The organism is Lachnoclostridium sp. An138, assembly GCF_002160765.1.
Taxonomy (GTDB): Bacteria; Bacillota; Clostridia; order Lachnospirales; family Lachnospiraceae; genus Laedolimicola; species Laedolimicola faecalis.
Map to the genome: position 1 here is coordinate 1 of NZ_NFLF01000006.1, position 22,082 is coordinate 22,082.

20 protein-coding genes are annotated in these 22,082 nt (G+C 51.7%); 2 read left to right on the forward strand and 18 right to left on the reverse strand.

Translation table 11 applies throughout. From position 1 onward, the window contains the following. Window positions 1–116: 116 nt before the first annotated feature. Window positions 117–1,097 carry a LysR family transcriptional regulator gene (locus B5E82_RS06610; RefSeq protein ID WP_087306947.1) on the forward strand — a complete coding sequence of 327 codons (981 nt, stop codon included), beginning with the start codon at window positions 117–119 and terminating at the stop codon, window positions 1,095–1,097. Here the strand turns inward: B5E82_RS06610 and B5E82_RS18460 are convergent. The 5 genes from B5E82_RS18460 to B5E82_RS06630 form a co-directional block, all read right to left on the reverse strand. Then, a complete protein-coding gene (locus B5E82_RS18460) occupies window positions 1,048–1,218 on the reverse strand; it encodes a hypothetical protein (RefSeq protein WP_242966259.1) in 171 nt (56 codons plus the stop codon). The genes B5E82_RS06610 and B5E82_RS18460 overlap by 50 nt on opposite strands. Beyond that, a complete protein-coding gene (locus B5E82_RS18290) occupies window positions 1,211–1,402 on the reverse strand; it encodes a hypothetical protein (protein ID WP_206415645.1) in 192 nt (63 codons plus the stop codon). The genes B5E82_RS18460 and B5E82_RS18290 overlap by 8 nt, the downstream gene beginning before the upstream one ends. A gap of 349 nt (window positions 1,403–1,751) precedes the next feature. Continuing rightward, the gene (locus B5E82_RS06620) at window positions 1,752–3,500 is read right to left on the reverse strand and encodes an ABC transporter ATP-binding protein (protein WP_087306783.1); all 1,749 of its coding nucleotides are present in this window, start codon (window positions 3,498–3,500) and stop codon (window positions 1,752–1,754) included. Continuing rightward, window positions 3,497–5,275: an ABC transporter ATP-binding protein gene (locus tag B5E82_RS06625; RefSeq protein ID WP_087306784.1), complete on the reverse strand. Its 1,779-nt coding sequence runs from the start codon at window positions 5,273–5,275 to the stop codon at window positions 3,497–3,499. Before B5E82_RS06625 ends, B5E82_RS06620 begins: the two co-directional genes overlap by 4 nt. A 135-nt stretch (window positions 5,276–5,410) precedes the next feature. Then, a complete protein-coding gene (locus tag B5E82_RS06630; protein ID WP_087306785.1) occupies window positions 5,411–6,028 on the reverse strand; it encodes a TetR/AcrR family transcriptional regulator in 618 nt (205 codons plus the stop codon). A 224-nt stretch (window positions 6,029–6,252) separates the two neighbouring features. Between B5E82_RS06630 and fliB the strand changes: the two genes are divergently transcribed. Continuing rightward, window positions 6,253–7,404, forward strand: coding sequence for a flagellin lysine-N-methylase (fliB, locus tag B5E82_RS06635; RefSeq protein WP_087306786.1), 1,152 nt, complete (start codon window positions 6,253–6,255; stop codon window positions 7,402–7,404). A 36-nt stretch (window positions 7,405–7,440) separates the two neighbouring features. Here the strand turns inward: fliB and B5E82_RS06640 are convergent, their stop codons facing one another. The 13 genes from B5E82_RS06640 to acsB (B5E82_RS06695) form a co-directional block, all read right to left on the reverse strand. Further along, on the reverse strand, window positions 7,441–8,025 hold the full coding sequence (locus tag B5E82_RS06640; protein WP_087306787.1) for a CDP-alcohol phosphatidyltransferase family protein: 585 nt from the start codon (window positions 8,023–8,025) through the stop codon (window positions 7,441–7,443). Between the two features lie 16 nt (window positions 8,026–8,041). Further along, entirely contained in the window at window positions 8,042–8,632 is a 591-nt protein-coding gene (locus tag B5E82_RS06645; protein ID WP_087306788.1) for a hypothetical protein, read from the reverse strand. A 103-nt stretch (window positions 8,633–8,735) separates the two neighbouring features. Next, complete coding sequence (acsB, locus tag B5E82_RS06650) at window positions 8,736–10,871, reverse strand: acetyl-CoA decarbonylase/synthase complex subunit alpha/beta (RefSeq protein ID WP_087306789.1); 2,136 nt, start codon at window positions 10,869–10,871, stop codon at window positions 8,736–8,738. A 260-nt stretch (window positions 10,872–11,131) separates the two neighbouring features. Continuing rightward, complete coding sequence (locus B5E82_RS18465; protein ID WP_242966260.1) at window positions 11,132–11,578, reverse strand: sulfite exporter TauE/SafE family protein; 447 nt, start codon at window positions 11,576–11,578, stop codon at window positions 11,132–11,134. Window positions 11,579–11,587: 9 nt separating this feature from the next. Next, a complete protein-coding gene (locus B5E82_RS18470; protein WP_242966261.1) occupies window positions 11,588–11,908 on the reverse strand; it encodes a hypothetical protein in 321 nt (106 codons plus the stop codon). A 45-nt stretch (window positions 11,909–11,953) separates the two neighbouring features. Beyond that, the gene (locus B5E82_RS06660; RefSeq protein WP_087306790.1) at window positions 11,954–13,438 is read right to left on the reverse strand and encodes a sulfatase; all 1,485 of its coding nucleotides are present in this window, start codon (window positions 13,436–13,438) and stop codon (window positions 11,954–11,956) included. Window positions 13,439–13,444: 6 nt separating this feature from the next. Continuing rightward, entirely contained in the window at window positions 13,445–13,759 is a 315-nt protein-coding gene (locus B5E82_RS06665) for a PTS sugar transporter subunit IIB (RefSeq protein ID WP_087306791.1), read from the reverse strand. Between the two features lie 161 nt (window positions 13,760–13,920). After that, on the reverse strand, window positions 13,921–15,234 hold the full coding sequence (locus tag B5E82_RS06670) for a PTS sugar transporter subunit IIC (RefSeq protein WP_087306792.1): 1,314 nt from the start codon (window positions 15,232–15,234) through the stop codon (window positions 13,921–13,923). Window positions 15,235–15,431: 197 nt separating this feature from the next. Further along, the gene (locus tag B5E82_RS06675; RefSeq protein ID WP_087306793.1) at window positions 15,432–16,208 is read right to left on the reverse strand and encodes a DeoR/GlpR family DNA-binding transcription regulator; all 777 of its coding nucleotides are present in this window, start codon (window positions 16,206–16,208) and stop codon (window positions 15,432–15,434) included. A 338-nt stretch (window positions 16,209–16,546) separates the two neighbouring features. After that, the gene (acsE, locus tag B5E82_RS06680; protein ID WP_087165911.1) at window positions 16,547–17,335 is read right to left on the reverse strand and encodes a carbon monoxide dehydrogenase/acetyl-CoA synthase methytransferase subunit; all 789 of its coding nucleotides are present in this window, start codon (window positions 17,333–17,335) and stop codon (window positions 16,547–16,549) included. A gap of 122 nt (window positions 17,336–17,457) precedes the next feature. Next, window positions 17,458–18,816 (reverse strand): acetyl-CoA decarbonylase/synthase complex subunit gamma, encoded by a 1,359-nt coding sequence (acsC, locus tag B5E82_RS06685; RefSeq protein ID WP_087306794.1) that lies wholly within the window; start codon window positions 18,814–18,816, stop codon window positions 17,458–17,460. A 24-nt stretch (window positions 18,817–18,840) separates the two neighbouring features. Beyond that, complete coding sequence (acsD, locus tag B5E82_RS06690; RefSeq protein ID WP_087306795.1) at window positions 18,841–19,782, reverse strand: acetyl-CoA decarbonylase/synthase complex subunit delta; 942 nt, start codon at window positions 19,780–19,782, stop codon at window positions 18,841–18,843. 169 nt (window positions 19,783–19,951) lie between these two features. Next, on the reverse strand, window positions 19,952–22,075 hold the full coding sequence (gene acsB / locus B5E82_RS06695; RefSeq protein WP_087306796.1) for an acetyl-CoA decarbonylase/synthase complex subunit alpha/beta: 2,124 nt from the start codon (window positions 22,073–22,075) through the stop codon (window positions 19,952–19,954). Window positions 22,076–22,082: the final 7 nt, after the last annotated feature.

Genomic DNA, 22,082 nt, shown 5'->3' on the forward strand with positions numbered 1-22,082 from the left:
CCCTCGTGCTTTGTAGTATAGCTTCTCGCTTTTAGTATAAGGCAAAACGTGGAGAAAGTCGAAACTTTCATTACTATTTGTGCCGCCAACTGAAAGGCGGCGGAATGGAGATTTTTATGTATAATCATCTTCTTGATACTTTTATCGCTGTAGCTGACTGCGGCAGCTTTACCAGGGCCGCAGGGAAGCTCTTCATCTCTCCCACCGCCGTCATGAAACAGATGAACGCCCTGGAAGCCCAGCTGGATCTGAAACTCACAGAACGCACACCCTCCGGCATCCGCCTGACAAAGGCCGGAGCTGTCATTTACCAGGACGCCCGGTTTCTCATTGATTATTCCCGGAAATCACTGGCCAGCGCCCGGGCCGCCCTCCTGGCTGAAGAGCGTACTTTCTGCGTGGGAACTTCTCTTCTGAATCCGGCCAAGCCTTTTATGGACCTGTGGTACCGGGTCAACCAGGATTTCCCCGACTATAAGCTGCATCTCGTTTCCTTTGAGGATGACCACAACGGGATTCTCTCGGAAATCGAAAAACTGGGAGATAAATTCGATTTTCTCATCGGCGTCTGCGATTCCAGAGCCTGGCTCTCCCGCTGCAATTTTCTGCCTCTCGGCATGTACCGGAAGATGATTGCCGTGCCCCGGGAACACCGCCTGACCGGAAGGAAACGGCTGAAACTGGAAGATCTGTATGGAGAGACTCTGATGATGGTAAAGCAGGGCGATTCCGGCCACAACGACTTTATCCGCCATGAACTGGAGACCCGCCATCCGGAGATCCGGATCGAGGATACGCCGCCGTTTTACGACCTGTCAGTCTTCAACCGCTGCGCCGAGACCGGAAATGTGCTGCTGACCATCGAATGCTGGCAGGAGGTCCATCCCGGCCTTGTGACTCTTCCCGTGGACTGGGATTATCAGATTCCCTATGGCCTGCTTTACAGTCTGAATGCTCCGGAGGATGTACTCCGGTTTGTAAAAGCCGCCGAAAGGCTGACACAGGCTTCTCTCCCGGAAACATCCAAAGCTTTTATCTCAGAAGCTTCTACACCAGCAGATTTACAATCAACCCCGTCAGGAACGAATAAACCATAACAAAGACGAGATAAAAAAGAAAATGCCGGATTCCCAGCACCCAATACCAGAAAATCTGCCGGAACTGCACGTCAAAATAATACCAGAGATAGATACATTCCCGCCGCAGCACCTCAGCCATCAATGCTCACCATCTGATAGCTTCTGCTTCCAAGTCCGATCTCTTCCCCGTGCTCCAGCACATGGACCGCATTGCGGGATTCCATCCGTTCTATCAGAGAAGCTGTGTCATCCTGGGAGGCATACACCAGATCCACACAGGCCTGGTCCAGAGCGTCTACGACAGACTTTCCTGCCTCCGCCATACTCTCGGTAAAAGGGTCCTGCTCGCCGCCCCAGGGGCTGGTATGGCTTTCACCTGCCGTATAATTGCTGGCAGGCGGTTCTCCAGTAGAAAGCTTGACTGCAATATTCTCTCCGGAAAGCCCCTCTCTGTCCTGCCATCCTCCGCCTGACTCTGTCCCGTCTTGCTGCTCTCCTCCTGCTCTGCCATTCTGCCATAACCACAGAAGCCCGGCACCCTCAAACGGATACCAGGCTTCCTGTTTTCAGCTGCTTGATTTTATTGTAAATGACGGTTTCTTAAAAATACAATGCCAAAAACGCAAGCAGGTATAATTCAGACGCATACATTCCCGAAATTTCATCCATTTTTCAAGTCTCAAGAGCCCAGCTCTGGCTCTCGGTCTGAAGCTTCACCATATGAGTGTAAAGGCCGTTCTTTCCATACAGTTCTTCCGGTCTTCCCTGCTCGGCCACACGGCCGTCAGACAGCACGATGATCTTATCCGCGCCGGTTACGGTACGCATCCGGTGGGCGATGATAAGAACGGTCTTGTTCTTTACCAGCCGGGAGATGGCTTCCTGAACTTCAGTCTCATTTTCCACATCCAGGGACGCGGTGGCCTCGTCAAGCAGTATCACTGGCGCGTCCTTCAAGAGGGCGCGGGCAATGGAAATACGCTGGCGCTCACCGCCGGACAGGGTAGAGCCGTTCTCTCCCACCATGGTCTGATAGCCTTCCGGAAGCTGCCGGATGAACTCGTCGCAGCGGGCCGCCTTTGCCGCCGCGTAGACCTCCTCGTCCGTGGCTCCCCGCCGTCCCAGACGGATGTTTTCCAGGATCGTATCCCGGAACAGCACCACATCCTGAAATACAAAGGAGTAATGCTTCAGAAGGACCTCCGGATCTACCTTTGAGATGTCAATACCGCCCAGCGTAATCGTTCCGCCCTGAATATCCCAGAAACGGGCGGCCAGTTTGCAGGCTGTAGACTTTCCTCCGCCGGAAGGACCCACAAGCGCTGTCACCTCGCCCTGCTTTGCCGTAAAGGATACATCATCCAGCACGCCTTCATTCTCCCGGTAGGCGAATTTCACATGGTCAAAGACAATGTCATAATTCTCCGGCTCACAGGTTTCGGCCCCGGTCTGGACAGGCTGCTCCAGAATGGCCCGCATCCGGTTGATCTGCAGCTTGGCGTTGAAAGTCGCCGCAATATTCTGCAGAACGAGTCCCAGCGGATCGTACAGCCTGGCTGCCGCGAACAGAAAACCCAGAAAATACAGGAAAGAAAGCTCGCCCCGAATCAGAAGCCCGGCTCCAGCGAACACTGTGGTGGCAAGCCCAATCCGTAAAAATGCCTGGGCCGAGCACACGAAGACACCTGTGGCAAGCTCGGAACGGATGGCGCAGCGCTCGGCGTATTCCAGTTTTCCATCCAGCCCCTTTAAGTATTCCTCCTGCCGGCTGCAGGCTTTGATATCCCGGATCGTCTCCAGGCACTCCTGGATATTGTCCGCAACCGCCCTCTTGGCCAGAATGTTCTTCGTACCGCAGAGATCCTGAAGCTTTTTGGAGCCCGCCGTCAGAAGCACGGCTGCCGGAAGCACCCAGAGTACGGAAAGAGCCATTCTCCAGTTGATGGCAAACATGCAGATTCCAATCACCAATGTGGAGAAGATGGAAGCAAAGAGCTGGGGAATATAATGGGAAAACATCTGATCAAGACTGGAGCAGTCGGCAATCATCGTGGCTGTCAGGTCGCTCAGATCCCGGTTTCCGAAAAAGCTTAAGGGCAGCCTCCGGAGTGTTTCCGCAAGGCTGACCCTGCGGGACGCGCTCTCTCTGTAGGTAGCCAGATACAGGGCCGCGTACTGAAAATAATGGAGAATGAACAGAACCAGCAGTACCAGAACCGCCGCTCCCGTATACAGCCACAGGCCTTCCGCCGGGTTCCCTTCCGCTTCCAGCGTTCCCAGCAGATACTGAATCACAGCCATAACCACGCCTACAGGCAGCATCAGGCTGATATTGCACAGGAAGCACCAGATGACTGCTTTTACAAAATCCTTAGCGCCCTTCTCACTGAGGGCGAATACATGCTGAAGCCTGCGAATCATATCTTCTCACCTCTTTCTACTTTCCAGGCTGCCGCCTTCTGATAATCTGACCACATCTTTGCATACAGTCCGCCTGCGGCCAGAAGCTCCTCATGATTTCCCTGCTCCCGGACGGAGCCCCTGTCAATGACCAGAATCTTATCTGCGTTCTGCACCGTGGAGAGCCTGTGGGCAATCATCAGCACCGTTTTTCCTCTGGTCAGCTCACTGAATGCCTTCTGAATCAGGGCTTCATTCTCGGGGTCAGCGAATGCGGTGGCCTCATCAAGAACCACAATGGGCGCATCCTTCAGAATTGCCCGCGCCAGCGCAATGCGCTGGGCCTCGCCGCCGGAGAGGTAGACGCCCTTCGTCCCCACCACAGTATCAAGGCCTGCCGGCAGCTTTTCCAGGATATCATCGCACTGGGCGGCATGGGCCGCCGCCTTCACCTCTTCCACAGACGCGGAAGGACGGGACATCCGGATATTTTCCAGAAGACTGACCTTGAAAAGTTTTGTATCCTGGAAGACAAAGGCCACATGCTTCATCAGTTCCCGGCTGTCCATGTCCCGCACGTCTGCGCCTCCGATCCGCACATGACCGCTCTGCACGTCCCAGAACCGCGGAATCAGAGAGGCCGCCGTAGATTTTCCTCCGCCGGAGGGGCCCACCAGTCCGGTTACAGTTCCTTCCTTCACTGTGAAACTCACATCTTTCAGCGCCGGATGCTCTGTGCCGGGATACTGGAAGGTTACGTGCTCGAAGGTTACGGTCTCATTCTCCGGCTTTTTCGGGCTGGCCGACTCCTCCAGCGGCTTCTGTTCCAGAATCTGATCCAGCTTCATCATGGCTTCATTCGCTTCCATCACGGACTCGGAGGCATACATAATCCGGTTGATCATAGCGCCGCAGGCCGGAGCAAACAGGGCGTAAAAGATAAAGTCTGCCAGCACCTCCCAGCCGTCTCCGCCGGAAGCCAGAAGAAGAGCCGCCGGTATCAGCAGGGCGAAGCCGCCATTGATACAGGTGAGAAAGGAGGTCTGCCCGTTCCGGCAGCTCATGGCATACTGACTGGCCAGATCACTGTAGGACTGAATCGCCGTATAAAAAGCTTTAAAAGAATATACCGTCTGCTGGAACACCTTGACCACCGGGATTCCCCGGACATACTCTACGGCCTCCGCGCTCATTTTCTCTATCTCCCGCTGGTAACGATGGAAAAAACCGGCGTTTTTGCCGCCCATCATACTTGCCATACACACAAAGGCCAGAATCATGGTCAGAAGGCAGAGCAGCCCCATTCTCCAGTCGAAAGTAAAAAGCAAAACCACAGCTGCTATGGGCGTCACCACTGCTGCCGTCAGATCCGCCAGCTTGTGGGCAAGCAGGTCCTCTGTAAGAGCCGCATTGTCATCGATGATCTTCCGAAGTCTTCCCGACTGGTTTCCCGTAAAAAATCCCAAAGGGAGCTCCAGAATATGGGCCGTACCCAGATGCCGCATATTCCTGGCCGTGCGGAAAGCCGCGATATGCGTACACATCAGCGCCGCAAAGTAAACCAGAATATTGGCGATCGCAAACCAGACCGCCATCCATCCCCAGCGGACGATACGGAAGGCTCCCGTCACATCCGGATAGGCGGCCAGCACGTCTTTGGCGGCCAGCCATACACACACATAAGGAACCAGCCCCAGAACTGCCGCGATTCCGGAAAGCGCGCAGCCCAGAAACGTAAGCTTCTTATGTCCTCCGGCCAGCGCCAGCAGTCTTGATAGATTTGATTGCTTTTTCAAAGCACAATCCTCCTTTTCTTCTCTCTTAATCTTTCCTGTTTCTCTATGATAAGGAAGGCGCCGCGGCCGCCTTCTCTTACCCGCTTTGTACGTATATATTAGTTTTAACTAACCATCAGGCAAAATAACAGGGCATTACTGCCCCATAATTTTCATCCAGCCCGCCGTATAAAAGGCCCGCATCTCCCTGAGATAATTCATGGCCTGTTCAAGCGGCATCTCGTGGATGATCAGCTCAAAAAACGCGTTAAACATTCCGGTAATCAGAATGTGCTCCAGCTTTGGATCGATAGCCGGCGAAGGTCTTCCCAGTTTCTCCAGGACTTCCTGATAATCATGGGTCGCCTTGGTCTCCACCTCTGCCATCTCGTCCACCAGTCCCGCAAAGCGGGTCCCTTCCGAGCAGAGGAGAATCAGCTTGAACTCCTCCAGATACCGATAGGCATAGACCAGCATCTCCTCCATGCAGACGCCGGAGATTCCCGACAGGTTCTCCGGCTGCTCCTCCTCCGGCAGAGCCGCAAACTCCTCCTGGGCCCTCCGGAACCGTGCCATCAGGTATTCATATTGATCCTTTACCAGAGCCTCAAAAAGCTCCTCTTTACTGGCGTAATAACCGTAGAAGGCCCCGGTAGTCACTCCCGCGGCCTTGACAATGCTGCGCAGGGAAGCCGCTCGAAATCCCTTCGCCAGGAATTCAGCCTTTGCCGCGTCATGAATCAGTTCCAGCGTAGTCTTAGGTCCCGCAGCCACCGTTTCTGCCTCCTTTATAACATTGTTATATATTACTGTTATATTTTATAAAAGAAAGGACTCCCTGTCAAGGCTGGCCGGAACGAATACAGGGTTAATGAAAAACTTTTTCATTTTTCCGGCGCTTGTTCTTTTTACACATTATGGCTATAATGAGTACGCTGGATTTTCTTTTCCGGCCTGCTGTTTTTCAGCAGATTTCAAAAACGATAAGGAGTGTTAAGATGCACTATACCGTTCCCCATTACTGGAATCAGTTTCAATGCACCGGCGGCTCCTGTCCCGACAGCTGCTGCGCCGGCTGGCAGATCCAGATTGATCCGGCTTCCCTGAAAAAATACCGCAGCCAGAAAGGTCCCCTGGGCGCCCGGCTGCATAATGAGATTGACTGGAGACAGGGCTCCTTCCGTCAGTACCAGGGCCGCTGCGCCTTTCTAAATGATGAAAACCTGTGCGATCTGTATCTGGAGGGCGGCGGACAGAAAGCCTTCTGCAGGACCTGCAGGACCTATCCCCGGCACACAGAAGAATTTGAAGGGCTGCGGGAGCTGTCCTTGTCTCTGTCCTGTCCCGAAGCCGCCAGATTGATTCTGGAATGTGAAAAACCCGTCCGCTTTCTTCACGGCGAAGACAGCCGTACAGAATCTTATCCAGACTTTGATTTTCTCCTGTTTACTAAACTGATGGACGCCCGCAGCCTGATCTTCCGGATTCTGCAGGACCGGACCCATCCGCTCCGTCTGAGGCTGGCTTTCATTCTGGCTCTGACCCACGATCTGCAGAACCGGATCAGTCAGAATCGGCTGTACGAAACAGATGCGCTTCTGGCACGCTGCGGATCTCCGGAAGTGTGGGACTGGTTTGAGCAAAAGCTGTCAGAGTCTGTCCCAAAGCCGGAGGCGGTGCCCGGATATTCCCGGAAAAAGCTGCTGCGCCGCCTGTTCCAGATTCTCGAAAAGATGGAGGTCCTGCGTCCGGAATGGAAGCAGTACCGAACACAGGCGGAAAAAACACTGATGGAAGCTGCTCCCTTCTCCCCGGAGCAGGAAGCTGCCTTCCAGACTCTTTTTACAGATATTACGGCAGAACAGCTGATGGTTTATTTTCTTTTCACTTATTTTGCAGGAGCAGTCTATGACGGCGACGCCTGGGGAAAGATGAAGTTTTCCTTTGCCGCTATGGTTTTGATCCGTGAACTCTTCCGCGCCGAATGGCTGCAGAATCCGGACGCTGCCACAGCGGAAACACTGCGGCGCGCCGCCTGGTGTTTCGCCCGGGAGCTGGAACACTCTGATCCCAACAAAGCCCTTCTGGAAAAGGCATTAAAAAAGGAACCCCTTTTTTCTCTGAGGTCCCTGTTCACTCTGCTTTCTTAAGCGGAAAGTCCATTGCTGCCCGCCTTCTTCCTTTTATTACCGCCCGTCCTTTTTCTGCTCCTTCAGCATCCGGACATTGTGGCGCGCATAAAGAACAAAAGAAATAAGAATCATGACTGCGCAGGCTCCAATCAGCACATCTGACACCGTCTTCGGAATCTGATACCAGAACACATGCAGGATCATGGCCGCGTACAAAAGAACCGTCGCGGCCTTTCCGTGCCAGTCGGCTCCGAACACGCTTCCCGTCCTCCGTATAATCAAAAGACCTGTGATACCCATAAAGGCCTCCTTGAGAACCATCAGCGCAAGAGGAAAAACCATAAGCGGAAACCGTGTGCACAGACTGAACAGCATGGCCGCCTGGGTCAGTTTATCCGCAATCGGGTCCAGCACCTTTCCCAAATCGCTGATCATATGAAAATGCCTTGCGATAAATCCATCTGCCACATCAGTGGCTCCGGACAGAATCAGCACAGCTCCTGCCGCAGCGTCATTCTTTTCCACTGTATACAGCCAGATGATGACCGGAATCAGGCAGAGCCGGAAAAAAGACAGGATATTGGGAATCGTAATAATTTTCTTCTGTGAGCTGGTTGTATTACCAGATTCGTAATGCATGGGTATTCTCCTTTGTCTAAAACTGCAGACTGCTTCTTCCTGACCTTCTGCGCTGCAGCTGCCAGAGCAGTTCTGCTTCATTTTCATAGCCTCTTGCCACAAACCACCTGCGCCTGTATTCTCTTCCTTCCAGGTTTCTCACCTGGCAGACCAGCCTGCAGCCGCTTTCCTTTTCTTTCAGTCTTTCCACCGACAGAATCTGCTCTCCTCTTGCCGGCGCCTCTTTCTGCTCTGTCATCTGTCTTTTCAGGCGCTCTATTTCTTTCTGGATCTCCAGAGCCATCTGGCCATACCCCAGAAGCCCTCTATGAACTGGAACCAGCTGACTCACATCCACCGCAAAGAGACGGCCATTGTCGTCCAGACAGAACAGCAGGCTGTCTTTCCGGGAGCGGCGTCCCAGCCGGAACGCAGCCCAGACGGCGAGAGCCGTTTCACCGACGCAAATCAAAAGGCCGGTCCATTTCGTCCATTCAAAAATAAGGGCAAGAAGAGAAAATGCCACGCCGAGACCCATTGCAAGCACTACAATCCCCAATATGCCGAAGATACTAAGCGCAGCGTAATGATTTTTCTTTTCTCTGCCTGACGCCGTCCAGATCTGCATCTCTTTCCTTCTCCTGCTTTTTCTCCTTTTTAAAAACCGAATACCCCACAGAAACAGCTGCAGGGTATTCGGTTTTCTGTGCCTTATAAACAGGCCTTCTGTCTTACATGATCGGTTCCAGTCCAAGCACCGGATGATTCTTTTCCTGAAGGAACGCCATCAGCGCCTCTTCATCGGTCGCAATCGTCTCATCCGCGATCATATCTGTGAAATTGTCGATGCCATATTTCTCCTTGGCCGCCTTGTTCAGCCTCTCAGCCACGTCATCTTTCAGCTCTTTGGGCATCCATACGATACGTTCGAAACCGCCCTCAGCGCTCATGAACTTTTTGGAAGCAATAAAGTGGCGTCCATGTCCCATGAAGCCCGGCGTCTGTACGCCGCCGCCTGTCATACTGGCCAGCTCGCCGAAAGTCATTCCAAGAGGCGTCATGCCTGAGTATTCACGGTTTGCAATGATGACACCGTTGGAGAAGGGCTCGATACCGCAGATACATTCGAAGCATCCGCAGGAGGTCATCGGATCTTCCATAATGGAGTACAGGGTTACACGGGACAGCGCGCCGTGAGTCGCCTCTTCCACCATACGGTTTACATCCGGGTAAATACCCTTCACTTCATCCTCGCAGCCTTCCTTGGAGATGGGCTGGCAGGGTCCTTCCGGATTCAGCTCCTTGGTTGCCTTCGCATCCAGCCAGGATACGGCTCCGCAAAGTCCCAGACGCTCCGGGGTTACCACGCAGCAGTGGGACGGAGCAAAGGACTGGCACAGCGTACAGGTATAGAACTTGTCTACGCTCTCGTCTGTGAGAGTCTCCAGACGCTCGTCTCTTGCCTCGTAAGCCGGCATGGCCTTCTTTTCCAGAATCTCCTGTACCTTCTCGGTATCTGTCACAATCTCAATCTCACATTTATCTACAACGATATCGAACTCGTCCATGATCATCACATAGAGAACTTCTCCGAAATCCTTCAGACGGAGTCCCTTTTCGAAGGCTTCCTTGCTGATACGGACACGAATCTGGTTTCTCTGTCCGGTGTGCATAACACCTTCCATGTAATTGTACCACGCGTGAATCTTACGCTCGATAACCGGCTCAAAGTCAGACTGCATCTTCGCGCCTGCCACCTTGATATAAGTAGCCAGCGCATAGGTCTGTCCCTGCTCCAGCTCATCCAGATCCTTTCCTACGATCGTAATCTTGTGATCCTCAATCTCATCTGCGGAAACAGTCTCCACCAGCTCACAGGTCGGCGCCTTGTGAGAGCTGAACTCCACCTGCATATCGCCCTTACGGATAATTTCGCCCTCGAAAGCGGACGCAAATGCTACCGGAATTGCGATCTCGGTCACTTTAATCTTGATACCCCGGAGTTCCAGAGACTTCTTTACAGTCATGGAATGATCGGTTACAGATTCCAGAGCGCCCGGAACCTGATTCTCGCCCAGATCCACATCTACGACAACCGGGAAGCCAAGAGCGATGGCGCCTGCGCCAGCGGATACAACGACCTCATTCAGCGCTCCGAAAGTATTCACAAAGGCCGGAACTCTTTCCTTGGTATACTTCAGAAGGCCCGGCAGATCGCCCGGCGTCAGGTTTCCAAAGATCAGCGCCGCGCGGACAGCTACGGTCACTACATGAATGACAGAGGTCACATCGTGTCCCAGAGGAATTACACGGAAATCAAGGCCCAGCTTCACGCCGCCTTCCGCGCACTGTTCAATCACATCGCCGACCATAAAGGTCATAATGCCCTTGCTCTGGTAATCTTTTACCACATTTACTACGTCTTCGGCATTATCAGCCTTTCCAAGCACTACAGCCACACCGGGGATATCGCCCGTTACCAGCGGCACGCCCAGGGAACGGATAATGGGGTCCGGAACAAAGCCGATTCCGCTGTCCTCCGCATAAGGATCTGCATGGTCCACATACTTCAAAGCCTCGATGATCTCAGCTCCTACCGCTGTGGCAAGTCCTGCGTTCAGAGCTTCTCCCAGATCTTCTTTGTTGGTAATCAGGCTCTTCAGAACGCCCACACAGGCAGGCAGATCGCCGAGCTTTGTCACCTTTACGCCTGTGGCAGCGTAAATCGTAGGCAGAAAATAAGCCGTATCCGGCATCGCTACCTTTTTGTCTTCTCCATACTTTGCAATCGCCTCATTCACAGCATTTTCCGTGAGTCCTGCCACCGCATTGGAGCCATTGTAAATCAAATCAGTTAACACGCTCATAATCAGGTCCTCCTTGGATTTTGTCTTGTCTTTATTGTTTAAATTTTATCACTCGTGTACAAGGAAGTCAATAACCCCGGCAGGGGGTTTTGTAAAAAACGCACAAAAGACGACAGGGCGGCGCGCAAGAGGACTCGCGCCCTCGCGCGCCTGCGCCGGAATTTATCCGGAACGTACCGCGGCCCCGGATAAACAGACAGACAGATGGGACGCTTTCCAAAAATTTCCCATCTGTCTGCTTTTCTTTTTATGAGTCAGAGTTATATGTACTTGATAAGATTGTATACACTGATCAGCGTAATCACAATCAGCAATACAAAGAAAATCCGGTCAATTCCCTTATTGTCCAGCCGCTTGCTGATCCGTCTTCCAAAGATTCCGCCCAGCACGCCGCCGAATACCATTACGCCCATGACCGGCCATTCAAACTCCGGAACGCTGCCGCTTATCACTGTATTCAGGAAGCTGGCTCCCTGAGAAAACAGGATGATATACAGAGAATTCAGGGCTGCCGTCTTGCTGTCCATGGAGAAAAAGAACGAAAGAATCATCAGATTAATCGGTCCTCCCCCGATTCCGAGAAAAGATGACAGCACGCCCAGCAGAAAACCTATAATAACGCAGGCCGCAGACCCTGATACCTCCAGTGTCCGGATATGGACTTTCCGGATCGTATAGACCAGAACTGCCCGTGTCAGAATAATCATCATGGTCTGCTACGCTACCATAATGAGGCTTCCGCCCATGCCCCTGACAACCTCAAACAGCTCTTTCCCGGCGATTCCTCCCACAGCGCCGCCTACGGCCAGCAGGGTTCCCCGCCGCGGTTCGATTTTTACGCTTCCGCCTCTGCTGTTAAATACGGAAACCGCCGTCATGGCAAGCACGGTGCAGCCAGACAGAAAACTGATCTCAGCCACCGGCAGGCCGGACACCGCGTCCATGACCGGCTTAATAATAACTCCTCCGCCTACTCCGCTGATTCCGCCAGCCATCGTTGCCAGCAGACATACCAGAAAATAAAACAATACCTTCATGAACCTTCTCCTTTATCTGTGCGGAATGGCAGAAGTTCTTCTTTCCTAAGATTCCAGTCCCAGACGTTCAAACTGTTCTTTGGGGCAGTCATTCTCCTTCATCGCACGAATCATGGCCTGAATCATCCTTGTCTCAACCGCTTCGTCCTGAATGGGATTTTTTTCCTCCGGATCGTTTTTCAGATCATAGAGTCTCGTTCCAAAACGGCTGACCTTGTATTTATCCCTGCTTTTCACTTTCAGGACCGGACAGCCCTTTGTAAAGGAAAAAGGTTCCACAAGTTCCGCGCCTTTCAGTTCTTCGGGATCAAAGCGCTTATTCATATGATTCGGCATTAAAGTATAATTATACACCTCATCAGCCTTCTCCGTCAATGGTGCCCGCATATAAGCATAGCTGCCATCTGTAATATTTACATGGCCGCTGAACACTCCGTAAAGGGCGTACTCTCTGCTCGGCGTGTCATTTTTGATGATCTCATCCATCGGGCTTCCCTGTACATCCTTCGGGATTGGAAGATTGAAATACTTCAGAAGCGTCGGCATCCAGTCTATCATCTGCACCAGAGACTGTCTGCGCACACCCTGCTCCTTATAACGGGGGTCCCATACAAAGAAGGGAGTATGAGCCACCTCATTATAATAAGGCATCTGATTCTTGCCCCAGTATCCATGCTCAGCCAGAAGGAAACCATGGTCCGTACCCACAATCAGCATGGTATCGTCCCACATCTGGTATTTATCCATCATATCCAGAATCCGTCCCAGGCTGTGATCACACATGGTCACCAGCGCCTGATACTGTCTGCGGCAGTGGGCGATTTCCTCCGGTTCCTCTTCTACCGCTCCTCTAGGCCAGTCAAAATGCTTTCCGTCATATTCCTCCGGATACATATCCAGATATTTCTGAGGCACATAGAAGGGTTCATGGGGATCAAAGGTCTCCAGATGGAGAAGCCAGTTATCCTGATCATGATTTTTTTCCAGGAATTCGCAGCCTCTGTCGAAGCACTGGGTCTGCGGAAAATCTTCTTCTTCCCGGATATAATTCCGGTTCACCCAGTCATACCTCCAAAGTCCGGAGGTACCTGTTCCCTGCTGTTTCTGAGGCACCTTTACCACCGGCGGGATCTGAGGATCTTTTTTCTCCCCTTTCCAGTGATCTCCTTCCTGGCCGCGGATAATCTCCCAGGAAGAATAACGGCTGTGATAAGTCGCGCCTCCGTCCTCCCAGTAATGAAGATGATCCGAGATCAGGTGAGTATAAATTCCGTTTTCTTTCAAAATCTCCGGCATGGAGTCGTCAAAAGGCTCCAGCGGTCCCCATTCTCTGTGAAGGAAATTATACCTTCCTGTGTGCAGCTCCCTTCTAGCCGGAATACAGGGCATGGACCCCACATAGCTGTTGTCAAACTGAACACTGTGCCGGGCCAGCCTTGTAAAATTCGGCGCAATCGTATTGGTCTCGGGATTATAGCAAGGGAGATAACGCCGATTCAGGGTATCATAAAAAACAATAATTGCTTTCATCCGTACTTATCCTTTCACTTCCGGGAAATGCTCATCTACTATTTTCTCAATCTCAGCCGCAATGCCTTTTCCATCCATTACGTTTACCACAGGGATGATAAATTCACCCTCTTTTACTGTAATCTCTGAGAACAGGTTCTTCAGAATTACAATGATATCTGCCCAGGAACGTAAAGACTCCATCTGTCCCAGAGACGTATGCTGCACATTCGCGGCAATATTCAGCTTATTCAGATTGTTTTTTACTCCAAGCTCTGCCATGGTGCTTGTGCCCATACCCATTCCACATACAAATAATACGTTAATCTTTCCGCCTTCCATAATATCAGATCGCTCCTTTTCTTTTTTGAGGGAGCTTCACGCCCCGAAGGGCGGAAGCTGTTTTAGAGGTTTCCCGCCTGAGCGGGATATGTATAGATTTCCAAATATAAGAAATGTTGGCTAAATAGTTAGAAAATATTCCTGCCTGGCACACGGGGCACTTAAGCAGTGATACCGAAGATACCGCCGATCCAGCGAAGTACCTGAATCACTGCCGGCCATACCGTTGACAGGTCAAACATGCCGGACCAGCCGGTTGCTGACGGATAATGAATCTGAGTGATTGCCCAGCAGGTACCAAACGTCTGAATCACACCCAGCAGGAAGCAGCAGATAATGACTGCCCTCAGGCCGCCCTTCTTATTCGCTACCACGCCAATCGGTCCGCCTGAGAAGAACAGAGGCGTAAATCCGGGAAGCATCATCATAGAGCTTCCGGTGAGAAGCAGAATCGCCATGGAGAATACGGTTCCCAATGTACAGAACAGGAATCCGATGGTTGCCGCGTTCGGAGAAAACGGAAGCAGCGCTGCCACATCAATAGCCGGAATCGCGTTCGGAACGATCTTCTGCTGAATACCCTGGAAGGAAGCAGTCAGCTCAGAGCAGAGCATCCGGACACCCTGAAGCAGAATCACCATGTACATGGAGAACTGGATTCCTACCATAATCAGATATACCAGCCAGTGCTGGCCGCCGGAAAGTTCTTCGATTCCGCTGATTCCCAGAGGAATACAGAACAGACCCACAAATACAAACATCAGAATCGCAACAGAAGCTACGTTATTATTGAAGATAGCCAGCCAGCCCGGAAGCTTCATATCTTCACAGTCGATTTTCTTCTTTCCCGCAAGCTTCGGAGCCAGGCGTCCGAAGACCCAGATACCTACCTGCTGGTTATGTCCTACCGTGAATCCGCCTCCATCTGTCACTTCATCAACGACGCCGGCCGCGAGAGTGGTAGACACTGCCCAGTAAATTCCTACCAGGATACCGGAAATAATGATAGTCGCCACAGACGGCAGAGCGAAGTTTGCCATAATCAGCCACAGCATGACCTGAGAATGAGCGGTTCCCGCATTTCCTGTCAGGAACACACCTTTCATCTTGGTGTACTTACCAAAGAAAACCAGGAGCAGGTTGACGGCAAAGGCAATCAGGAATACATAAGCCATCCATCCAAAAGCGTCGCCCAGCGCTTCCTGGCTGGCAGCCTTCATCGCGTAGGAATCCATAATATATCCCTGAATTTCAGTTGCGTCACAGACTGCTGTTGTAATAGGTTTAAACACGTTGGAGAACTGGTTTCCTCCAAATATAATCAGCTGCATACCGACCATGGCGCTGATGGTTCCGGTAACCGTTTTTACCGGTCCGGCTTTCTGCAGGATATAACCCAACAGAATCAGAAGACCTATCAGCAGTGTCGGCGTTGTCAAAAAATCATTGACAAGAAAACTAATAACAGAATTCATTTTTTCCCTCCGATACAATTTTCGCTCGATACTGTCCTTCTCCCGCGGATAAAAAAAGAGAGTACCGTCATTTATAAGGTTTCGTCAAACCTTATAGTTTCTGTACCCTCAATATATCACCTTTTCGTCAAATAGTCAATCACAAAATGATATTTCACTCATATTTTTGATTGTATTGTCATTAATTTGATTAATTTTCAATCATTTCCAAGTAATCTCGAAATTTTACACATGTATGCTCCATTTTCCTCTATCCACTGGGGAGACTGATACTCCGGATAATCCGTAATGATGGTAACCTCCCCTGAGATCTCGCCAGGCACAGAATAATAGGCGGTTCTGTGAAATTTTTCTTTTCCAACCATCAGATATGTACTCTTTGACTGAAGAATACAGAGCTTCTTAATCTCGTCCTCGTATTCGTCCGCTGAAAGCAGACAAAGATTGTCATTGATGCCGTTGGCCCCCAGAAACGCCTGGTCAAAATGATAGCCTCTGAGCATCTCCACGGTTTCCTTTCCCACCATGGAACGGGAATATTCCTTAAAAAAACCGCAAAGCAACAGGGCCTGTATCTTTTTGCGGTGCAGGGCCTCCAGCTGCGGTATCCCATTGGTAATCACATGGATATTAGAATTCTGGATATAGGGAATCATTTCAAGAGTCGTAGTGCCCGAGCCAATAAATATCAGTTCATTATCGTGAAGCCGGCTGGCGGCCAGTCTTCCTATCGCGGCATGGGCCTCGTCCGGCTCCTGGCTCTGGAGCGTATTTCTTCTGCGGTTTTCCGGAGTCTCCTTCCGGCGTATCCCACCCCAGTACCGCTCTACTTCTCCTTCCTCCTCCAGCCTTACAATATCTCTGCGGACTGTAGCAGGAGAACTTTTCAGAAGCTCCACCATCTGCTGGACCGACATGCTTTCATGGAAATGCAAAGCAGACAATATTTTTTCTTTTCTTTCCGTATATTTCATGAGAACACATCCTTTTTACTTTTTCTTTTATTATATCAAGTTTATGCTCTCATTACAATCAAAATCTGATTATTTTTTAATCATTCAATCACATAATTGCTGCTTTCAGCCTCCGATTTATGATTAAAGCAGACGCAGGGACAAATACTCTGCGGAAACAAAAGGCGCCGCTCTCCGTGAAAGCTTCCGCCAAAGGCGAGTCTCACAGAAAACGGCGTCTGATTTCTATTCTTCATTCCATTACAGACAGGGTCAGTGCATAAGGGGGAAATATGCCCTTGGTATACTGACACTGGAATCTCCGGAAATCAAAGGTCCGAAAATTCAGGCTCTGGGAATTAGATCTCCAGATAGGAATCTGCGTACAGGTTGTTGTTCTTGATGATATCGCAGGACTTGATGGTCTCCATCAGACGCAGATCACAGGGATTTACGATAGCGGAGGTCAGTCCGTTCATCATAGCCATAGCTACCATTGCGGAGTCCATGATCGGACGGATGTGCTTCGGCATTCCGTTGGAGTTGTTGGAAAGTCCGCCGGTGCTCTGCATGCCCATATCGGAGATCATCTTAATGAACTCCAGAACCTGCATCTGCTTGTCCTGCATTCCCTTGATAACCAGGAACAGCGGGTCAAACCACATATCCTCTTCTACGTTCATGCCATGCTCCATACCACGCTCCATCATGGTCTGCATGTACATCATACGCTCGTCGTTATCCTTTGCGATTCCCTCGCCGTTGCACAGAGCGATTACGATAGCATCGTTGGCAGCTGCCAGATCGATGTACTCGATTCTTCCTGCAGCGTCAGCGGAGTTCACGATCGGTTTTCCCTTGGAACGGTTGTAAACAGAGATACCAGCCTCGATAGCTGCCTTGTTGGAAGTATCCAGAGCCAGCGGAACATTGTCGAAGTTGCTCTGCAGCAGCTCAACAGCCCACTTCATCAGCTCCGGTCCGTCATTCTCTGCCGGTCCGATATTTACATCCAGATAGGTAGCGCCAGCGTCAAGCTGCTCTTTTGCTCTCTTCAGGATCGGCTCCGGATCTCTTCCGGAAAACGCACGGTTGATTGCCGGTGCGGTGGTGGAGAGTCTCTCTCCGATAACAATGAATTTTGACATAGTTTCTTCTCCTTTATCTTTGCGGGGGCAGCCAGCTTTACGCGGGCCGCGGCGCAAAAGTTTCTCTTTCTGCGCCTGCATGCCTGCTTCGGCGGCTGCCCCGCATAATTAACAAGCTGATTTTAGATCTCGCCGTTTGCCTGCATATCCTTTAAGAACTTCACAAGCTGTACAGCCTCGTTGGGAGCTACGATTACTTCCCAGCCCGGCAGCTTCGCCTCGATATCGCCCTTCAGAACCGCTACCTTTCCGGGGATAATCAGTTTTCTGCACTTGATCTTGTCTTCTACGTTCTCCTGAATGAACTTGGATACGGAGGTAGAAGAAAGCTTTCCAGCTGCCCAAGCGGTCAGTACGGAAAGTCCGCCTGCATCGCTGATGATCAGGTTGCAGGGAACGCCGGAACGCTCCAGCTCGCCGGATACTACGAAGTAGGTCAGCGCGAAGTCTACGGTGGTCAGACATACGGAATTCTCATCTCCGCCGTTCAGCGGGTAGATGCCCGGCTCAACCTTCATGGGCTTCTGCGGGTCTGTGAATACGTTCTGGCGCAGACCATACAGCGGAAGAGCCTGTGCATAGCTCATACCTTCCATTACTACGATGGAACCGTATTTTACAGTAAACAGGGATGCCAGAGCAGCCTGCATTCTGGAATCTCCAGGAGCCAGAGCAGCCGCATTGACGATGGACGGATAACCGAAGGTACGGTTGGTATCCTTCAGAGCCGCGCGGCGGATCTGTACCGTTGTCGCGAATGCGTCCTTGATGGAAGCAGCGCCTACATTCAGAACCAGGTTCTTGTTGCCCAGCTTCTCAACAGCTGCTGTGGTGTCATACAGCTCATTGATATCCGCGCCGCGCACACCCAGAACCACGCCTGCCTCTGTGGCCAGCTTGCTCATCTCTTCGTAATTGGAAGCATCAGCGCCGTCCAGGATCGGCTTCTTGTCCTTGCATACATCCAGGGCAGCCTTTGCAGCTTCCACATTGGTGCAGTCCAGAACGATAGTCTTGTCCGGAACCTCCTCCATTACTTTCTTAACAAATGCGGCATAACCTGCAGCGTCGCAGTTTCCGCAGTATGTAAGATACAGCATCTCTACGTGCATACGCTCGCCGATACGCTCGTAATCAACCTTCTTCAGCTCTGCCAGCTTCGCGTCCATATTCTCATCGCAGCAGGAGATCGCTGCAGCGTATCTCGTCTTGCTTACGAAAGTCTTCTCATGACGATACAGAACGGTCTCTCCGCCCAGTGTATACTCAGCCTCGCCGGTGCCGACCTTGATGGTCTTCATAGGCGGTGCGGTTGCCTCAGACAGAGTAGCCAGAGCTTCCTCAGACATATGAGGACACTTGCTGATCTCTACGGCGCCCTGAGCTACCTTCATGGCGAACGCCATACAGGTCGGGCTGCCGCACTCCTTACAGTTTGTCTTCGGTGTTAATTTAAAGATATCCAAGCCTTTCAATGCCATGGTAATTTCTCCTCCTTCCCTCGATTAAACCAGTTCGTTGATTAATTTTGAAATCGTTGCAACCGAGGCCGGATGTTTCAAAATTACCGCATTGGAACCGGATGCAAGCACTGCTGCGGCTGTCTCGATCTCCATATCGATACCACGCTCTTCCTGGGAACCCCATTCCGGCATATCCGCTTCAGAAGCCATAGCCTCTTTTACGTTCCATGCTTCATCAGCTACCGGAGTGATGATCGGCATCTGAAGCTGTACATCACCCTGGGAAAGAGCTGCTGCCTTTACACGGTCCATGGTGGATACTACGTACTCGAAGCCGTATCCGGCTGCCGCAGAACCTACGTTCATTACTACGTTTGCCGGATCTACGCCCAGCTGTCCGATCAGAACGTTCAGCTGCTTTGCAAGGTTGATATCTACGGCAGACTCAGCGCCTACCTTCTGGCCATACGCAAGGCCTGCGGCTGCAGCTACAGCCTTGTAATTCTCTTCTCTTGCGGACATGATCAGTACGTTCTTGCCCTGAAGAGCCTCAGCAACCTTTGTAAACAGCTCTGCATCCTTCTCTACATTCTTACATCCTTCAATTACCAGAGGAGCGGTGATGGCATCGCCAACTTCCTTTGCGATAGCTACGCAGTCCTCAATGGAACGATCCTCGCCGTTGGGATCTGCGCCCTCAAAACGGAGCACAACGAAATCTGCTCCCGGCATCTCCTCTGCCTTCTTTGCGATCTCCGCAAAGCTAGAAGCGCCTGCATAGTAATCCTTGATTCCAGCAACCTCGTTTTCCATACCAAGGTCTGTGATCAGAACACCAATCTTCGGCGCATTCTCAATCGGCGCATCGAATGAATATAAGGGCATTACATTCTCTCCGCCAAGCTTCACTGCCTTATCTCCGGTTCCGATTTCCACGGTACGGATGGCAGCATTGAACTTTCCTGATTTTCCAGTAAACGGCATTTGTCAGTTACCTCCTTATTCTTTATGGCCTGTCCCCCGGCTTACAGGAACGCACGTCCTGCCGGCATGCTGAAAAAGCCTGCCTCCGGCTGCATGCGTTCCTGTAAACCGAGGGTGCGCACAGGCTCCTCTCTGCCTGTGCGCAAGCCAAATATTATATAATATTATACTACATCATCGGCTCCATGCCAAGTGCCGGATGTCCTTTTTCTGTCAGGAACTCCAGCAGTGTCTCGGGATCTTCCGCGATGGTCTCGTCACCGATCATATCGGTAAAGTTGTCGATACCGTACAGTTCTTTTGCAGTAGCGTTCAGTCTCTCTGCTACCTGCTCCTTCAGATCCTTGGGCATCCATACGATACGGGCCACTCCGCCTTCAGCCTTCATGAACTTCTTAGAAGAAATGAAGTGCTTTCCATGTCCCATGAAGCCCGGTGTCTGCACGCCGCCGCCTGTCATGGAAGCAAGCTCTGAGAAAGTCATTCCAATAGGAGTCATTCCCGCGTACTCACGGTTTGCGATGCAGACGCCGTTGGAAAGGGGCTCGATTCCGCAGATACACTCGAAGCATCCGCAGGAAGTCATGGGCTTTTCAATCAGGGAGTAAAGAGATACGTCTTCCAGAGCGCCCTGGGAGAATTTCTTTACAGCCTCATTTACATCCTCGTACTCACCGATTCTCTCATCGATAACACGCTCTTTTGTGATTACCTGGCAGGGTCCCTGGGGGTCCAGCTCATTGGTAGCCTTCGCGTCCAGCCATGAAACAGCTCCGCAGAGTCCCAGACGCTCCGGAGTAACCACGCAGACGTGGCTCGGGGAGAATGCCTGACACATAATGCAGCTGTAGTATACGTCTACACCCTCGTCTGTCAGTGTGGTCAGTCTCTCGTCACGCTTGTCGAACATCGGGATAGCAAGGCTGTGGCGCAGCTCCGTACACTGAGCCGGATCTGTAATGATCTTCACCTGGCACTTATCTACAACGGCCGCGAACTCGCTCTTCACGCGGGCGTAAAGAACCTCGCCGATATGTTTCAGACGGAAGCCTGCCTGATAGGTCTCCTTGCTGATACGGATACGGATCATGTCACGCTGTCCTGTATGCATCATACCTTCCACGCAGTTCAGATAAGAATGGAATTTACGCTCAAATACAGACTCGAAATCGCTCTGCATGGATTTTCCGGCTACTTCTACGATATAGGCAATGCTCTGCTTGCTTCCCTCCGGCATCTCATCGATGTCCGGACCGATCAGCTCAATCTTGTGATCCTCTACCTCAGTAGCGTCCTTGGACAGTACCAGCTCGAAGCAGTCCACACGGGAGCCGTCAAACTCTACCTGCATATCGCCGCGGCGGATGATCTCGCCCTCGAATGCGGAAGCGAAAGCAACCGGAATGTCGATCTTTGTGATTTTCAGCTTGATATCGCGTGCCTCAAGAGAGGTAGCGTTGAACTTGCTTACGTCCTTCTGTACGATCAGGCTCTTCGGTACGCGGAAGGTCTCCTCGTTTGTGATTACCGGGAAGCCAAGAGCAATAGCACCTGCGCCGCAGGCTACGATTACGTCATTCAGCGGAGCAAATGCGTTTACGAATGCCGGTACACGCTCCATGGTGTACTTCATCAGTCCGGCTGCGTCGCCCGGCTGGATGTTTCCGAAGATCAGAGCCGCGCGGACTGCTACGGAAACTGCGTGAATCACAGCTGTCACGTCTTTTCCAAGCGGGATTACACGTACATTCGCGCCCATCTTCAGGCCCTTCTCCACACACTGGTCGATGATGCCGCCCACCAGAGTTACCAGGATGCCCTGTCCCTGATAGGATTTTACAAGCTCCACGCCTTCCTCAGCAGTGGGAGCCGCACCCAGGATTACAGCTACGCCCGGGATATCGCCGGTTACCAGCGGCACGCCCAGCTCACGGATCGCTGCGTCCGGAAGATGTCCGGCTTCGGGAGCCGCGTAGGGAGCTGCTCCGTCCATGTATTTCAGGACCTCAATGAACTCTGCGCACAGAGCAGTCGCGATACCGCTCATAAACGCGTCGTGCAGTCTCTTCTCTCTTGTCATCAGGCTCTTCACAACCCCGAGAGCTTCCTTCAGTTCTCCAAGGTTTGTCACTTTTGTGCCAGTCACTGCGTAATAGCAGGGAAGGCTGTAAGCAGTATCCGGGAAGGCTACCGCTTTGTCGGCGCCGTTCGCCGCAATCGCGTCGTCAATGGCCTTCTCTGTCAGGCCATATACTGCATCATTTCCACTGAAAACTACATCAAATAATGTCACAGTTTTA

Coding starts and splice junctions, on each gene's coding strand:
- B5E82_RS06610 (WP_087306947.1), top strand. CDS start 117: ATGTATAATCATCTTCTTGATACTTTTATCGCTGTAGCTGACTGCGGC.
- B5E82_RS18460 (WP_242966259.1), bottom strand. CDS start 1,218: ATGGCTGAGGTGCTGCGGCGGGAATGTATCTATCTCTGGTATTATTTT.
- B5E82_RS18290 (WP_206415645.1), bottom strand. CDS start 1,402: ATGGCGGAGGCAGGAAAGTCTGTCGTAGACGCTCTGGACCAGGCCTGT.
- B5E82_RS06620 (WP_087306783.1), bottom strand. CDS start 3,500: ATGATTCGCAGGCTTCAGCATGTATTCGCCCTCAGTGAGAAGGGCGCT.
- fliB (WP_087306786.1), top strand. CDS start 6,253: ATGCACTATACCGTTCCCCATTACTGGAATCAGTTTCAATGCACCGGC.
- B5E82_RS06640 (WP_087306787.1), bottom strand. CDS start 8,025: ATGCATTACGAATCTGGTAATACAACCAGCTCACAGAAGAAAATTATT.
- B5E82_RS06645 (WP_087306788.1), bottom strand. CDS start 8,632: ATGCAGATCTGGACGGCGTCAGGCAGAGAAAAGAAAAATCATTACGCT.
- acsB (WP_087306789.1), bottom strand. CDS start 10,871: ATGAGCGTGTTAACTGATTTGATTTACAATGGCTCCAATGCGGTGGCA.
- B5E82_RS18465 (WP_242966260.1), bottom strand. CDS start 11,578: ATGATTATTCTGACACGGGCAGTTCTGGTCTATACGATCCGGAAAGTC.
- B5E82_RS18470 (WP_242966261.1), bottom strand. CDS start 11,908: ATGAAGGTATTGTTTTATTTTCTGGTATGTCTGCTGGCAACGATGGCT.
- B5E82_RS06660 (WP_087306790.1), bottom strand. CDS start 13,438: ATGAAAGCAATTATTGTTTTTTATGATACCCTGAATCGGCGTTATCTC.
- B5E82_RS06665 (WP_087306791.1), bottom strand. CDS start 13,759: ATGGAAGGCGGAAAGATTAACGTATTATTTGTATGTGGAATGGGTATG.
- B5E82_RS06670 (WP_087306792.1), bottom strand. CDS start 15,234: ATGAATTCTGTTATTAGTTTTCTTGTCAATGATTTTTTGACAACGCCG.
- B5E82_RS06675 (WP_087306793.1), bottom strand. CDS start 16,208: ATGAAATATACGGAAAGAAAAGAAAAAATATTGTCTGCTTTGCATTTC.
- acsE (WP_087165911.1), bottom strand. CDS start 17,335: ATGTCAAAATTCATTGTTATCGGAGAGAGACTCTCCACCACCGCACCG.
- acsC (WP_087306794.1), bottom strand. CDS start 18,816: ATGGCATTGAAAGGCTTGGATATCTTTAAATTAACACCGAAGACAAAC.
- acsD (WP_087306795.1), bottom strand. CDS start 19,782: ATGCCGTTTACTGGAAAATCAGGAAAGTTCAATGCTGCCATCCGTACC.